The organism is Adhaeribacter swui (assembly GCF_014217805.1).
Taxonomy (GTDB): Bacteria; Bacteroidota; Bacteroidia; order Cytophagales; family Hymenobacteraceae; genus Adhaeribacter; species Adhaeribacter swui.
The window spans coordinates 2,442,361-2,457,576 of the sequence record NZ_CP055156.1 but is presented as its reverse complement, the minus strand read 5'-3'; the positions used below and the strand labels follow the sequence as shown (position 1 = coordinate 2,457,576).

Genomic DNA, 15,216 nt, shown 5'->3' with positions numbered 1-15,216 from the left:
GGCCGACTGGCCTCGTTTGGCTCTTTCGGGCCTTCTAAGCTTCCTTTGCTCGTACCGGAACCTTAGAAGGCCCGAAAGAGCCAAACTGGTGTCAATCGCGCTTAGCTGCGGCACTTTGTATAGTTGGGAAACTTTCACTATGGCGCGGAAGTTACTTCCGTAACTTTCACTTTTTAATTATGGCTTACAACAGTGATTTTTTAAATTATTGTGGTTTTACAATCAGATAATCAAAATAGAATAAGTATTAAAAGAATGCTGAACGGGATTGCAAATCTCGTTCGCCCAAACGTTCGGATTTGTAATCCGAAAAAGTTTAAAATATAACTTACAGCCAAGTCTTATTAAACCATTACAGCGATTTTACCATGAGGTAGTCCAACTGGATGTCGTCGCCTAGGGTAAAATCATCGGTGCCGGCCTGGTAGAAGCCCCATTTTTGGTAGAAAGAAATAGCGCGGGGGTTGTGCTCCCAAACGGTGAGCCAGACGGCATCGCAGCCCAGTAATTTTGCTTTTTCAACGCTGAAATGCATGAGTTGGTCGCCGAGGCCCATACCTAAGTATTGCCGCAGCAAATACAGCCGGTTAATTTTTAATGGATTGGCAAAAGGCACCTGGGTATTTAAAGCCGGGAACTCAATTTTTAAATAACCCACCGGTTCGTCAGCCATTTCGGCAATGTAAAATTCACAGGCAGGTTCGGCTAATTCAATGGCAACTGCTTCCGGGGTAAAATGTTTATTTAGGAAAGCGGCCATGTTTTCGGGGTATTATCGGCGCCAAATGCTTCTTCAAATGATTGCCAGCTAAGCCGGGCTAGTAATTCGGCATCCGGTCTGTTAGCCTGGCGGAGAGTAACTGTTTTTTTCAATGATGGAGTAGTAAATCTTGTTTTAATGCGGCAAAGATACGGATATGGGGCGGTTTATAAATTTATAAAATAAGCAACTTCCGGCTACATACGCTACTACATCCCAAGCATCGCGGGTGTATTTATCGGATAAAGCCGGTAAAACACCTTCGAACCAAATACTTAAATACACCACCGCAAAAATTACCTGCGTTTTAGAAAGCACGTACTGCGAGTTGCGGTAAATCCATTGGCGTTGTACCGCCACCGTTAAAGTTAAAATAACCGGCATAGCCAACACATCGTCGAGGTAATAATGCACGAAAGGCCACGTAAAAATTTTAAAATATTCCAGCGTATATGTGATCCAGAAAATGCCCGCCGAAATCAAGAAAATAGGATTACGTAAGATTTGCATTAGCCGGCGAGCATGGTTAAAAACCAGAGGATAAAAGAAATAATAGCAATAAACGAAATTTGAACGGCCTGCACCACCCGCTTACCCATTTTCACGAATAAGGAATCGGTGGGGTAAATTTTAATTAGCTCCATGTTAAGCTGGTTAGGCTTTTTCTCATTGGCTTCTGCCTCGGATTTAGCCTGCGCCAGAAAGGCTTTTTCATCGAGCAAATGACCGCAAAACTCGCAGGTGTCGTTCACCTGCTGGTTCCAATGCGACCACTTTCCGCAATTCTTGCATTTTTTAGTCGACCCAAATGCCATTCTTCTGAAGAGTAATATGTAAACGAATGAAAGTAAAACTAATTTTTAGCTCTGAGTTAATTTTTTAAATTTAATTATTTCTGCTGGCTTTTTTCAGGGATAAACTAAGGCAAATTCGTTTATTTATTACATCTGGTACTTGGTCGGGATTTCGTTTGCGGCATTTATAGTTCGCATGAAAGAGGCGGTTAAGGCTTCGATCTGGCGAATGGTGGCCGCATCCTGAATCTCACCTTGCGCGTTGATTTTTCCTTTTACACCTTTGATTAAAAGCTTAGATTCTTCCGGCAGTCGAGCTTCTATGGTGGTTAGAATTAAAGCGAGCGATTCCATAGCTTTTTCGCCGGAAGCAGCGGCCACAATAATAGCCACCGGCTTGTTCGAGAAATTAGTGGTAGAAACATTCCACTCCAGGGCATTTTTTAAACTGCCGGGCAAACTGAAAACGTACTCGGGCGTGCAGATTAATACGCCATCCGCCTCCTGAATCTGCCGCCGGAAATCTGCCACTCCAGCGGGCGGCGCTTCATGGTCTAAATCTGGATTAAAGTGCGGCAATTGATCGATGCTGTTAAACAACTGAACATCGGCTTCTTCCTGCAGAGAATTGGCCACAAATCGAATAATCGCTTCATTGGAAGAGTTTTTCTTGGTACTTCCCGAAATCGCCAGAATTTTCTTTCTCACGGTTTGCATCAATTAATTTCAACAATTGCCAGCTATTTAACCAAGGCATCTCCGCTTAACATCCAGGCTTGCGGATGATGCGAGAACCCAATGTGCGGATAATACTGTTCGGCCGCTGGAGCCGCCAACAAAATAACTTTGGCATGTGGCCCGCCAACTAATTGCGTTTGCCGGATTAATTCTTTGCCAATGCCTTGCTTCTGAAAATCGCGATGCACGGCTAGATCAGATAAGTAGGTAACAAAAGCAAAATCCGACAGGGCCCGCGAAATGCCTACGAGTTGCGCATCGGCCCAGGCCGTTATAACCAGGTTGGCGTGTTGCAACATGGCCTGCATCCGGGCGCGGTCCTGCATCGGGCGGCGTTTGCCGAGCGTGGAGGCTTCGTACAGAGCTATTACTTCGTTTAAATCTAAATCGTTGCCGGTGCGGTAGACTATGAGCGGGCTGGACATGTATGAAAAAGCTAAAAATTTAAAAAACGGGTAATGAGAAGCCAAATTAAACAAAAAGCCTTCTGGTTTCGAAGAAGGCTTTTTGTTTTTTAATCCCGTTTATTCTTCAGCATTTTACGCAACTCCGCGAGTTCGTCGCGGTGCTTAGCAGCTTGCAAAAAGTCGAGGTCTTTGGCCGCAGCCTCCATTTGCTTTTCGGTTTTCTTAATCAGTTTTTCGAGCTCTTCGCGCTTCATGTACTGAATAACCGGTTCTGCCGCAATAGATACTTCCGCAGGGCCCGCGTACACTTTTGGCATAGGCCGGGCATCGGCTACGGCGGTTTGCTCAAATATTTCTTCTTTTGATTTGCGTACCGTAGTTGGCGTAATGCCATGCGCTTCGTTGTAAGCCATTTGCACGGCCCGCCGGCGATTGGTTTCGTCGATGGTACGTTGCATCGAACCAGTCATGCGGTCGGCGTACATAATTACTTTGCCCTGGCTGTTCCGCGCGGCACGACCAGTAGTTTGAATTAAAGACCGTTGATCGCGCAAGAAACCTTCTTTATCCGCATCCAGCACCGCCACCAACGAAACTTCCGGTAAATCCAAACCTTCGCGCAGCAAGTTTACCCCAATTAACACGTCGATGTGGCCCAGGCGCAATTCCCGTAAAATCTCCACCCGGTCCAGGGATTTAATCTCGGAGTGAATGTATTTTACTTTAATGTTGAGTTTCTCCATGTATTTAGAAAGCTCCTCGGCCATACGCTTGGTGAGCGTGGTTACCAGTATGCGGTCGCCCATTTTAATGCGCTCGTCAATTTCGTCGAGCAAATCATCTACCTGGTTGATGCTCGGCCGCACTTCAATTTCCGGATCCAATAAACCAGTTGGCCGGATAATTTGCTCTACCACTACCCCACCGGATTTCTGCAATTCGTAATCGCCGGGCGTAGCGCTTACAAAAATGGTTTGGCGCATCATCGACTCAAACTCGTTAAAAGTAAGAGGCCGGTTATCCATCGCCGATGGTAGCCGGAATCCCCATTCTACCAGAGCGGTTTTCCGGGAACGGTCGCCGCCCCACATGGCCCGCACTTGCGGCGTAGTTACGTGACTTTCGTCGATTACCATTAAATAATCTTCCGGAAAATAATCCAGTAAACAGAAAGGCCGGGCTCCCGGGGTACGCCGGTCAAAATACCGCGAGTAGTTCTCAATGCCGGAGCAATAACCCAATTCCCGGATCATTTCTAGGTCGAACTCGGTACGTTCTTTAATGCGTTTGGCTTCTTCGTCGCGACTTTCTTTTAAAAAGTAATCGTGCTGGGCTACCAAATCAAACTGGATTTCGCGGATGGCTTGCTGCATTACATCCTGGCCGGTAACAAACAAGTTGGCCGGATATAAAGCAATCTGATCTTCTTCGGCGATTTTTTTACCCGAAGCCGGATCAATGCGCTGAATGGATTCAATTTCGTCGCCGAAAAAATAAATGCGATACGCATAATCGGCGTAAGCCGGGAAAATATCTACGGTATCGCCCTTCACCCGGAACGTGCCCCGGGTAAACTCTACCTCGGTGCGGCTGTACAAAATTTGCACAAACTGGTACAACAACTGGTTGCGGCTAAACTTACGACCGGGTTGCAGGTAAATCACGTTTTTCCCAAATTCTTCGGGGTTACCGATACCGTAAATACACGACACCGAAGCCACCACAATAATATCGCGCCGCCCTGATAACAACGAAGAAGTGCAGTGCAACCGCAGCTTTTCGATTTCTTCGTTAATGGCTAAGTCTTTTTCAATAAAAGTATTGGATGCCGCAATGTAAGCTTCGGGCTGGTAGTAATCGTAATAAGAAATAAAGTACTCTACCGCATTTTGCGGAAAGAACTGCTTAAACTCGCCGTATAACTGTGCCGCTAGCGTTTTGTTGTGGCACAACACCAAAGCCGGTCGTTGCACCTGCTGAATAACGTTGGCCACGGTAAAAGTTTTACCGGTACCAGTAGCCCCCAAAAGCACTTGCGCCGGTTCGCCGTTCTGCACCCCCTCTACTAATTGAGAAATGGCTTTCGGCTGATCGCCGGTAGGTTTAAATTCTGAAGTTAATTTAAAATCCATCAGATTTTTTAAATTTTAGTAACAGATTATAACAATTTATAACCCCGTAGAGTTGCGAAGCTTCCGGAATAAATGGGAGAAAAGTCGGGTTTGGCAACGCTAAAATAGCTGTTTTATAGAACGAATTTATACCCCATTTCTGATCTTTTACGGGTGAATCTAAACTATTTTTTAACTATTCTGCCGGTATCGGTTTATAAGCAAAATTTAAAGGCTACGCTATAAGAATTAAGCAAAAAAGCCATTCTTCCGGAATGGCTTTTTTTAAATTTTTAAAAATTTGATTTAGTTACAACCTTACCGAAAAGCCAACGTTAACAGTGTAATCCGAGAAAGCCGCATCGCCTTGCACAAAAGTTTGCCGGATCACGGAATTTTCTTTATCGGTCACGCTTTGGGTACGGTTACGCACTAAGGCCACTGGCACGGTAGCAAACAAATTCACTTTTTTAAACTGGTAGGTTAAACCCGGCTCCGCTGACCAAATATAACCCGGCCGCCGGAAATCGCCGCTGCCGCCAATCAGATCGTACACCGGTATGCCTTCTAAGCGCATGCCCGCGGATAAAATCAAACTCCGATACGAATAATTTAACCCGGCCCGCCCCATGTACTGGTCCGGCACGCTCATAATGCTTTCGTTAGCTAAAGTAAGGCTTACCATCTCGCGGTAGGTGCGCACGCCATTTTGTTCCCGCGGATTTGCCAGGTAGTAAAAATTACCGTAAACGCCCAAGCCGGGCGTAAGGGAGTAAAATGCATTTAATTCCGCCGAAATACCGGTGCCGCCATCACCTAACTGAATAGACTGATCCACGGTGCGCAGTTCCTTGGTACCATTCGGCCCTACGTTTTGCCAATAATCTTTGTAATCGTAATCGCCAGTTGGTAGTTTTAAACCTAAGCCCACCTGAATGTTACCTTTGTGGTGTTTCGCCGGATCTACTAACCAGCGGTAAGCCGCCAGGCGTACATCGCCAATGCCCGAAGAATGCATCATGCCGCGTTCGGCCCGACCGTGTTCGTACAACGACGACCGGGAATTGTACAGCAACGGCACATCTACCATTACCGACCAAAACCGGTTAAGGTGGCGGGTTAAAGAAATATCCAGCGCGAACTGGTGGTTGATTACTTCGGTGCCCAGTTCCAGGCGTTCTTTTTGTTCTTCGCGACCTTTAAAGTGGCGAAACGATTTAAAATAACGGCTGTTAGTTGCCAGCACCCAACTACCTGCTTCGGCCATGCTGTCGGGGTGAGCGGTCATGGTGCATAAGCCTCCGGTGCTCCGGATAGCCACGCAGCCCTGGGCCTTTACTTGTAAGTAAGAAAATACAACCAAACAAGTTACGAGTAAAGTTTTTTTCATAGGTAGACTTTTTAGGGTAGATTAAAAAAATATAGGTTTAAAGATAATATTTCAAATTAAATAATTGATGATTAAGTTATTGGCGCAGATTAGCGTAATACAGAACCGGAATAAGTTATTTTAAAAAATCTTAATTCCAGGAAAGTTGACATATAAATAAAAAAACCCACACCAGAAAAGGAGTAGGCTTAGTAGAGTTTAGTATAGTGTAAGATATCTATTATTTACCTGATATAAAGATTAAGCTATTGATAAACAATTGCCAAGCAGGTAAATGTAATTTTGTATTTGATAACTACCAGTTAGTTAAAATTTTAAAAATCGCATACTTAGTAGGTAATTTCAATTTCGCGGATGGCCCGAGGGTACGACGATTGGCAACTCACTTCGGTATCTAGGTAATTTTTAAAAAAGATATTTTTGCCCTCCTGCTGATCGCTGATTTTTAAATTATTTATTATAAGCACGTTATTATACTGCCCCCGGTTTACGCCATTATAATCGATTACGGTATGGGTTTTACCTTTTAATTTTTCGCCTTTTACATTAACGTAATAAGCATTGGGCCAACAACCTCCCCGGCAAATAACCTGGCCGCTAATTAGTTCGGCCGAGTCGTTTTTGGTACAGTTGGTAAGCAGACTTACTAACCCCAATACCAGTGTTGCTTTTATTAATGCCCGGTTCATTTTTCTAACTTTCCTTGTTTTTGCAGCACCTCTAATAAAGTAGCATTGTTCCGGAAATCGTTGGTGGGTTTGCCCGCGTTGGCGTAATCGTAGCGCACCCAAATAATATTATTATAAGCCAACGGATCAATAACAACTTTATCAAAACAAGCCAGACTTAAATAACCCGGCATTAAAAATCCGGAGTAAACTACCTGGTTATCCACTTTCAGGTAAAAAGGCGTTTGGCTCTTTATATTTTTTAAGCGATTAACTGCCGCGGCCGTTAAAATAAAATAATGCTCTGCCGCGTGGTAAGAAAGCACTTCATCGTTCGCAATAATTTTATCTTTTTCGCGGGCCGTGGCTACATCTAGCTCGCAACCCGGGTTGATGGTATTTTGATTTTCTAAGGTGTAAAAGGCAAGATGCGGCGAATCCGCTTTTTTACCGGTTTCGGTATCGCAGGCAAAGGCCAAGAAAGACCAAATAATTAACCAAAATACATGGGCCTGCTTCATACCAAAAATTTTAAAATTTACCTTTTTTAACTCAACAGCACCGATAATAAGAGCATCAAACTCAGCAGCAGCCACCCCAAAGCCGGCATGTAAAACTCAAACCATCCCGAAGAAAAATTCTTTTGTTTAGTTGGCAACTGCATGGCAAAACATGTTTAAGCTTCTGTTACTTACCAGTCTTGTTTTAGTGATTTATTGAAAATCAGGAAATTTTAAAAAATTACTTTTTCCCGATCACATAACTGCTGCTTACCCCAAACCCCACGTAATAAGGCTTTTGCTGCTTTAAATTAGGTACTTGATCCGGGCTTAAGGCTAAGGTGGAGAAGCTATAAGCTAAATCCAGACTGCCTTGTACTTGCCACACCTCCGATATTTTTAATCCGCGACCTACGGAACCTAAGCCGGTAAAATACCATTTTCGGAAGGGCGAAGAATGGCCAAGGGAATATTCTACGGCTGGTACTTTGGGCGAATCAGATAAGATACTGGTTTGCAGCAAAACGTTAACAGCGCCCCCGGCCTGCACAAAATTAAACCACTTGCCCCGCCCCTGTTGGTAACGCATCCGCACAGGCACGCCTAACTGCCGATACCGGTAATACATGTTAAAAGGCTCAACTTTGTCTACGGTTACCTGGGCATTAGATAAATCCGTATCGGTTAACCGGGCTAGAAAAATAGTAACTGGTATGGTTACGTCGGAATTTAAATTATTAGAATTATCATGTACAAAAGCATTTTCGGGTTTAATGTTAGCGAAATCATTTAAAGCCGCAGGGCGTTTGTAAATAATGTATGAAGTTAAAGTCTGAGCTTTATTTTCGGCGTAATTTAGTCCGGTTTCGATGCTCCATTTATCGTTGATGCGGTAATTAGCCCCTATGGCCGCTCTAAACGAAAAAGCAGATTGCGTATTTTCGTTAAATTCTTCACTGGCGGCTTCCACCGTGTTAGTTATAGAATTTCGGGCAACGTTGGAAAAACTATAGGCTTGCAGATTGCTGGCCGATGCCAAACCAGGTCCGTTATCAAACTTAATATTCTGCTCGAAGTACTGGGAGCCCGTACCGCCACCTAAAGCCCACCGCGAGCCAACAGATTTCTTTTTAGTTTCTTCTGGCATTAGCGCCGCCGTAAATACGCCAGCACTATCGGTTTTTAATGTTGGTTCGTTTTTAGCAACTAAAACGGTAGCCGAATCAGTGGGTAAAGCAGGCACGGTTGCGGTTTGCGCCGGGTTTGCCGCCAATATATTTTCCGGAACGATAGCGTTATTATCGCCAACAGTCGTTTTTTCGGCAGCGGTTTTATCTGTTATTTTATTTCTGTTGGCGAAACCAAAAAACCGGTCCGGAGATTGAAACGGCGTTTTTGCTATTTGCTCTGGGTTTGATTCGGTATTTGGTAAGTTGTTTTTTTTATTTTTACGGTTAACAGACCGGGCCAGTTGGGCTGCTGGTGGCGTTTGCCTTACCAACGATTCATAAACTGGCGATTTTTTTAAAATTTTTGCTTCTTCCGAAGTAGTATTTTGGTTAGCGCTTGCTACACTTTCGGTATTTTGGGTAGTATTATTTTGCACCACGGTATTGTTTGTGGCGGCAGGCACATTAAACTGGTGACGAGTTTGGGCATCGTACCAAAAATAACCCAAGGTTACCAACAACAAAGAAACACTGGCCGCGGCTACGCTACGGTACCAAACCAGGCGCTTTTTATAATAGCTGGCTTGCTGCACTTCCAGTTCTTGCTCAATGTGGTGCCAGGTACTAGCCCGGGGGTTTACCTCGGCTGGCTCAAAACCATCCCGGAAAACCTCCTCCAGCTTACGAGGCCGGTTCGTGTTATCTGATGATTTTTTCATTGTATTTTCGTTCTTTCAATTCAATCATTTCTTTTAAAATTGCCCGTGCCCGCGAATACTGCGATTTGGAAGTACCTTCCGAAATATCTAGTTGGGCGGCAATTTCTTTGTGCGTAAATCCTTCGATGGCGTATAAGTTAAAAACCAATTGGTAGCGGGGCGCCAACTGCTGCACCATGGCCAGTAATTCTTCGAAGCCGTAATTCGAAAAAATAAATTCTTCTTCCGGCTGATTTTCTACCTGCTCTACTTCGGCCACCGAACTTACGTGCATTTTTTGCCGGTGGTGTTTTAAAGCCGTATTCACCATAATTTTCCGGATCCAGAACTCTATCGGGCAATCACGTTTAAAATTCTGGATGTTGCCAAACACTTTCACAAAACCTTCCTGCAACACATCTTCAGCTTCAAAACTGGTGCGGGAATACCGCAGGCATACCGCCATCATCCGAGCGGCATACTTGTCGTATAGCCGCCGCTGCATGTCCCGTTTGCCGGCAATGCACCCGGCAATCAGTTCATCGTCTTCAGATAAATGGCGCGTAAAAAGTTTCAATCGAAATAGGATCCTTTAAGGCTGCAACACCAACATGACCCCGATGGTCTGCCGTTGGTTGCACGCAAATAAAAAAATTTAAAAATAATCTAATTACAGATACTAAGATACTGCTAAAGAATGGTTTAATCGGCTAAAAGAAGTGTTTTAAAAAAATTAGGCAAGACTACAAAATATTTATAAAGCTGTTTAGCATTCTAAAATCTAATAATTAAAGGCACCAACTAGAAGCTTTTAGGAGTAGTATTTTGTGGCGCTATCCTGTTTTGGTTGTGGCCCCTCCTCAAAGGCGAAGGTTGTCTCTATTTTTATTAAGGCTAAACAGCTTCTAAATTAAAATTCGGCCGTTGTACTATCCGGATTTTTTAAATTTTTAAATTTCTGCTATTTACTTTCCGGGTGAAAAGTGAATTAATTAACTGTTCCAGATTTGCCAGGCTACTTCGGCTTGCAACACGAGCATCTCGTAACCGTTTTTGATTTGTGCCTCCGCTGCTTTGCCGCGCTTCAAAAACTCTGTTTCGGCGGGGTTATACACTAAGTCGTAGAGGTAATGCTGCGCCGACAAAGCTTCGTACCGGATGGGGGGCGCCGTATCTACCCGGGGATAAGTACCTAAGGGCGTAGTATTAATAATCAGCGGATATTGTTGGAGTACCTCGGGCGTAAGTTGTTCGTAGTTTAACTGATTAATTGCCGGATTCCGCGAAACTTGTTTATAGGCTATACCCAAATGATCCAGGGCCGCAGTTACCGCTTTAGCTGCGCCGCCCGTACCCAATACCAGCGCCTGCGATTGCGCGTTAATTGGATAAAAGTTTTGCAGCGACTGCATAAAACCCTGGTAATCGGAATTATAGCCTTTTAGTTTACCATTCTCAAATTTAATTACGTTAATGGCGCCAATGCCGGCGGCTACGGTTTCTAATTCATCCAGAAAGGGAATAATGGCTTGTTTGTACGGAATGGTTACGTTAATACCGCGCAGCAAAGGTCGGCTTTGAATTAAGTTCGGAAATTGGTTTATATCGCTTAACTCAAACAGCTCGTATCGGCAATCGGTTATGCCACTATTTTTAAATTTTTCGGTAAAGTATTTCTGCGAAAAAGAATGGCTCAATGGAAAGCCAATAAGTCCGTATTCTTTCATGAAAATGCCTGTTTTGCGCTTTTCCGGGGAATGATTTTGCTTTAAATTTTAAGTAGATAAAGCGGCTAAGCTACTTTTTTTGAAAAAAATTTTTGTTTTACAACTTCGTAGAGCGGCGGCAAAATAGAAACCCCGATAATGGCAAAAACTACTAAAGTAAAATTCTTTTTCACGGCCGGAATATTTCCGAATAAATAGCCGGCTATCAAAAAGCCCGTAACCCACAGAAACCCGCCAATTATATTGTAAGCCATAAACCGGGAATACCGCATGGTACCCACGCCGGCAATAAACGGCGCAAACGTGCGGATGATTGGAATAAACCGGGCGATAATAATGGTTTTGGCACCGTGTTTTTCGTAGAAATTTTGCGTTTTTAGTAAGTGTTCGCGTTTTAATAATTTATAATCGCGCCGGAACACTTTAGGCCCCAGGTAATCGCCAATATGGAAATTAAGCATATCGCCCAGGAAAGCCGCTATAAAGAGTAAAATAACTAAATAATAAATATTAAAAGGGCCAGCTATGGTTTGGCCATTATCTAATAATTGCGGAGCCGCAAAAGCCCCGGCCGCAAACAACAACGAGTCGCCGGGCAAAAACGGCATTACTACCAAGCCAGTTTCCACAAAAATTATTAGAAATAAAATTAAGTAAGCCCAAACTCCGTAGTCCCGGATTATCTCCGACAAATGAACGTCCAGATGCAAAAAGAAATCAATAAAGTTGTGCAACAGCTCCATAGGTACAAAGTAAGGCAACCCTAATAAACAAAATACATTTTAATTTAACCGATATAAAAAAGAGTCACCGAATAGGTAACTCTTTGGCAATTTTTATTTTTTAATTTCTTCTAAATTTAAAAAATCCATAAAAGTATCGCCCCGAATGCCCAACCGGATGGTTTCCAGCGGAATAACTTCGTTGGGGGCAATATTACCCAGGTTTACGTTAGCCCCCAGCAATTTAATAAACCACACTTGTTGTTCTTTCTGCGGAGCTTCCCAGATAATTTTTTCAAAAGGAATTTTAGTCAGAATTTCTTCTACCAAACCGCTGCGTACTTCGCCCGTCGACCGGAACAAACCCACGGTACCTCCTTCGCGGGCCTCACCGATTACCTTCCAGGAGCCGGCATCTAACTCGGCCTGCATTAAACTAATCCATTTGTAAGGCGGAATGATTTTCTGGTCGTCTTTGGAACCAACCTCCGATAATACGGTTACCTGGCTGGATAAGGCGCGGATGTACTCGCATTTCTGATCATGATTCAACTCAATAGACCCATCCGATACTTCCGCAATCGTCATCCCGAAAGAATCCAGCAAGCGGCGGTACTCATCAAACTGGTTACGGATAATAAAAGCTTCGAAGAGCGTACCGCCAAAATAAACCGGCAAACCGGCTTCGCGGTAAACTTCCAGCTTGCGTTTTAAATTAGGAACTACGTACGAAGTAGCCCACCCGAGTTTCACCAAATCTACGTATTCGCCGGCTACTTCAATAAAATCCTCTACCTCCCGAATGCTAAGGCCTTTATCCATGGCCATGGTACATCCTTTTTCGCGGGGTTTAGTGTCCCTTTCGGGCAAATGACTAAGATGATAGTTCATTAATTTAGATTGTCTGAATGTTGAATGGCTGGATTAAGCATTAATTGGTTGAATTATTTGGCATGCAGCAGAATTTTTTACCAAGCTTGTGAGCCGTTTTTTAAAATTCCTTTGCAATTCGGCTATTTTCCCATTCAACAATAATAGCCATTCAACCCTTCGGCACTCTTACTTGCGGTACTGATCTATTAACCGGGCCAAGGCTCGCTGCGACTCCAGTTCCGGGAAATACTCAAAAAGTAAGTAATGCTTATCGAAGTCCAAAATTAATGCATTTTCTAAATAATTATACGCTTCTTTATATTTTCCTGCAGAAAGCAGGTAAGCGCATAACCGATAGTGCAGCTCGGCGGCATCAGGCTGCAACTCCAATGCATTATGAATCAAATCAATAGCCCCTTCAAAATTACCTTGGTCGTATAAAATAATCGACCAGTTTAACCAGATATCTTTATTAGTGGGCGCCAGTACACTGGCTTTTTCGTAGCACTCCAGGCTAGACACAATGTTGCCCACGTTAAACTCCGCAGCGGCTAAAGCAACCCAATAATCAGCGCTATCGGGGTAAATAGTAGCGGCTTTTCTAAAAAAATGCAAGGCTTCGAACCATTTATCCTGGGCATTCAGAATAATCCCGATACCAAACCAAGCCTCATCCATTTCGGGGTTTAAATCAATGGCTTTTTGGTAATACTTCCGCGACAAATCCCACTGACGTAACTTTTCGTAACACTCGCCAATGTTACACACAATCTCCGAAGATTCCGGATCCAGGGTTGAAGCCGTGGTAAAAGCTTCAATGGCTTTGCTAAATTCGCCTAACCCCACGTACGTATTTCCTAAGTGATTAAATGCTTCGGTAAAATCGGATTTAATTATAGTGGCGTACTCAAAAGCGGCTAGCGCCTTCTCGAAATCGGCTAATTTATATTGCAGCAAGCCCATGTTAAACCAGGCGGTATGGGAATACGGATCACGGTCGATAAACTCCTGCAAAAACGGCAAACAACCTTCTAAACTACCGGTAATATCCAGGCAGTACAGAATTTCCTGAATGGCCATTTCGTTCTCCGGATTTATTTGCAAGCACTTTTTATAGTACTTAGCGGCAGCTTTAAACTTGCCCCAGGTTTGGTAGGTTAATCCAATATTAAAAAATACATCGTCCCGCTCGGGATGGGCCTCCACTACTTGCTTAAAATAATCGATTGCCGCCTGGTATTCGCCTTTTTGGGTATGAATTACACCCCGGGTTACCAGCACATCGGCATTATCCGGATCCAGGAGCGCTACTTGATCAATCATATCAATGGCTTCGGCAAAATTGCCGGCCATGGCTAATAACTGCGATTTATCAATCAGCAATTCCGTAGAAAACGGATATTGGTTTAAAGCTGCTTCGCAGGCTTGCAAAGCTTTGGTATAATTAAAACTGGTGGTATAATGATCAATTATGAATTCAAAATCAGATAAATCAAAAAACACGGTTTCATTCCGCGAAACCATGGCTTCAAATTTTTTTATTATACCCAACTCTTCGTTTCTTTCTTCAGAATTTTCGTTCATTTACTAATATAGGTTTACCTGCATATCAATGCATCTTATATGACAATTTGCAGACTTAAATAGTTTTAGAATAATAAAGTATTATACGGGTAACTGGTATTTTAGCCTTAACTCCTGGCAACTCCAATTTAAGGTTTCTTCGAGGGTTTTAAAGGTAAAAGCTAATTGTTTTGATATTTTGGTGTTGGCGTACAAGTAGTTCTTTTTGGCAATACGGGCTGTATCTTTGGTTATTAGAGGCCGTTTGCCGGTAAAAAAAGAACGTAAACTTTCTAACCGCCAGATTATTTCGGTTAAAGCGCCGGGCACTTTAATACCGGGTGGTTTTCGGTTTAAATAATCAGCCACTTTTTTAAAAAAATCTTTGTATACCACCTGGCCCGCGTTTAAAATAAACCGCTCGCCGCTTATTTCCGAAAACGTTAAAGCCAACATGCTGGCCACTACATCCCGTACATCTACAAAATTAATATATCCGCCGGTATAAAAGGCGTTTTGGTTAAATACATATTTAAATAATTGCGTGCTGCTGCGGGTCCAGTCGGCCGGTCCCAAAATTACCGAAGGGTTCACAATTACAGCGGCCAAACCTTCGGCTACGCCGCGCCATACTTCTAATTCGGCAAAATATTTAGAACTGGCGTATACCGAAACTTCGGCATTGGGGTCCCACTTGGCAGTTTCGTCCAGAATACTAGCTCCTTTTTGCTGACCAATAGCGGCTACCGAGCTTACGTGGCATAATTTTACCCCTTGCCGAGCTAAACAGGTATTTACCACATTAGCCGTACCCTCTACATTTATTTGCTTTAATAAGTCGGCATCTTGCGGCGCATACGACACCAGGCCGGCACAATGAAATACGTAATCGTTATCCGCAATGGCTTGTTGCAATACGCTTACATCCAGAATATCGCCGACGATGTATTGCAGATTAATATGTTGTAACTGATTACTATTTGGTTGGGAGCGCACCAAAGCCTTTACCAGGTGGCCTTGTTCTAATAGTTGTGCTAACAGGTAAGACCCAATTAAACCACTGCTACCCGTAACAAAAACCATAGAATAAAATTAA

Annotated in this window: 17 protein-coding genes; all 17 read right to left on the bottom strand. The window is 43.5% G+C overall.

The annotated features are described in order from the left end of the window. Window positions 1-352 precede the first annotated feature (352 nt). The 17 genes from HUW51_RS10710 to HUW51_RS10635 all read right to left on the bottom strand — a co-directional run bounded on the left by HUW51_RS10710 (window position 353) and on the right by HUW51_RS10635 (window position 15,203). A complete protein-coding gene (locus HUW51_RS10710) occupies window positions 353-760 on the bottom strand; it encodes a GNAT family N-acetyltransferase (protein WP_185274026.1) in 408 nt (135 codons plus the stop codon). Then, window positions 745-873 carry a hypothetical protein gene (locus HUW51_RS24745; RefSeq protein WP_262891328.1) on the bottom strand — a complete coding sequence of 43 codons (129 nt, stop codon included), beginning with the start codon at window positions 871-873 and terminating at the stop codon, window positions 745-747. Before HUW51_RS24745 ends, HUW51_RS10710 begins: the two co-directional genes overlap by 16 nt. A 22-nt stretch (window positions 874-895) precedes the next feature. Continuing rightward, the gene (locus HUW51_RS10705; RefSeq protein ID WP_185274025.1) at window positions 896-1,270 is read right to left on the bottom strand and encodes a magnesium citrate secondary transporter; all 375 of its coding nucleotides are present in this window, start codon (window positions 1,268-1,270) and stop codon (window positions 896-898) included. Beyond that, window positions 1,270-1,575, bottom strand: coding sequence for a hypothetical protein (locus HUW51_RS10700; RefSeq protein WP_185274024.1), 306 nt, complete (start codon window positions 1,573-1,575; stop codon window positions 1,270-1,272). Before HUW51_RS10700 ends, HUW51_RS10705 begins: the two co-directional genes overlap by 1 nt. Window positions 1,576-1,701: 126 nt before the next feature. Beyond that, window positions 1,702-2,262 (bottom strand): NADPH-dependent FMN reductase, encoded by a 561-nt coding sequence (locus HUW51_RS10695; protein ID WP_228466999.1) that lies wholly within the window; start codon window positions 2,260-2,262, stop codon window positions 1,702-1,704. A 32-nt stretch (window positions 2,263-2,294) separates the two neighbouring features. Beyond that, the gene (locus HUW51_RS10690) at window positions 2,295-2,717 is read right to left on the bottom strand and encodes a GNAT family N-acetyltransferase (RefSeq protein ID WP_185274022.1); all 423 of its coding nucleotides are present in this window, start codon (window positions 2,715-2,717) and stop codon (window positions 2,295-2,297) included. An 89-nt stretch (window positions 2,718-2,806) separates the two neighbouring features. After that, complete coding sequence (gene uvrB, locus HUW51_RS10685) at window positions 2,807-4,831, bottom strand: excinuclease ABC subunit UvrB (RefSeq protein ID WP_185274021.1); 2,025 nt, start codon at window positions 4,829-4,831, stop codon at window positions 2,807-2,809. A gap of 289 nt (window positions 4,832-5,120) precedes the next feature. Next, a complete protein-coding gene (locus HUW51_RS10680; RefSeq protein ID WP_185274020.1) occupies window positions 5,121-6,200 on the bottom strand; it encodes a transporter family protein in 1,080 nt (359 codons plus the stop codon). Between the two features lie 329 nt (window positions 6,201-6,529). Then, window positions 6,530-6,889 (bottom strand): hypothetical protein, encoded by a 360-nt coding sequence (locus HUW51_RS10675; RefSeq protein WP_185274019.1) that lies wholly within the window; start codon window positions 6,887-6,889, stop codon window positions 6,530-6,532. Beyond that, on the bottom strand, window positions 6,886-7,389 hold the full coding sequence (locus HUW51_RS10670; RefSeq protein ID WP_185274018.1) for a hypothetical protein: 504 nt from the start codon (window positions 7,387-7,389) through the stop codon (window positions 6,886-6,888). The genes HUW51_RS10675 and HUW51_RS10670 overlap by 4 nt, the downstream gene beginning before the upstream one ends. 220 nt (window positions 7,390-7,609) lie before the next feature. Further along, window positions 7,610-9,256: a hypothetical protein gene (locus HUW51_RS10665; protein ID WP_185274017.1), complete on the bottom strand. Its 1,647-nt coding sequence runs from the start codon at window positions 9,254-9,256 to the stop codon at window positions 7,610-7,612. Next, the gene (locus HUW51_RS10660; RefSeq protein ID WP_185274016.1) at window positions 9,237-9,812 is read right to left on the bottom strand and encodes an RNA polymerase sigma factor; all 576 of its coding nucleotides are present in this window, start codon (window positions 9,810-9,812) and stop codon (window positions 9,237-9,239) included. Before HUW51_RS10660 ends, HUW51_RS10665 begins: the two co-directional genes overlap by 20 nt. Before the next feature lie 415 nt (window positions 9,813-10,227). Continuing rightward, entirely contained in the window at window positions 10,228-10,962 is a 735-nt protein-coding gene (locus HUW51_RS10655; protein ID WP_185274015.1) for a shikimate dehydrogenase family protein, read from the bottom strand. Between the two features lie 65 nt (window positions 10,963-11,027). Next, window positions 11,028-11,705: a DedA family protein gene (locus HUW51_RS10650; RefSeq protein ID WP_185274014.1), complete on the bottom strand. Its 678-nt coding sequence runs from the start codon at window positions 11,703-11,705 to the stop codon at window positions 11,028-11,030. Between the two features lie 93 nt (window positions 11,706-11,798). Further along, window positions 11,799-12,575, bottom strand: coding sequence for a phosphosulfolactate synthase (locus HUW51_RS10645; protein WP_185274013.1), 777 nt, complete (start codon window positions 12,573-12,575; stop codon window positions 11,799-11,801). 168 nt (window positions 12,576-12,743) lie between these two features. Then, entirely contained in the window at window positions 12,744-14,141 is a 1,398-nt protein-coding gene (locus HUW51_RS10640) for a tetratricopeptide repeat protein (RefSeq protein WP_185274012.1), read from the bottom strand. Between the two features lie 81 nt (window positions 14,142-14,222). Then, the gene (locus HUW51_RS10635; protein WP_185274011.1) at window positions 14,223-15,203 is read right to left on the bottom strand and encodes an NAD-dependent epimerase/dehydratase family protein; all 981 of its coding nucleotides are present in this window, start codon (window positions 15,201-15,203) and stop codon (window positions 14,223-14,225) included. Window positions 15,204-15,216 lie beyond the last annotated feature (13 nt).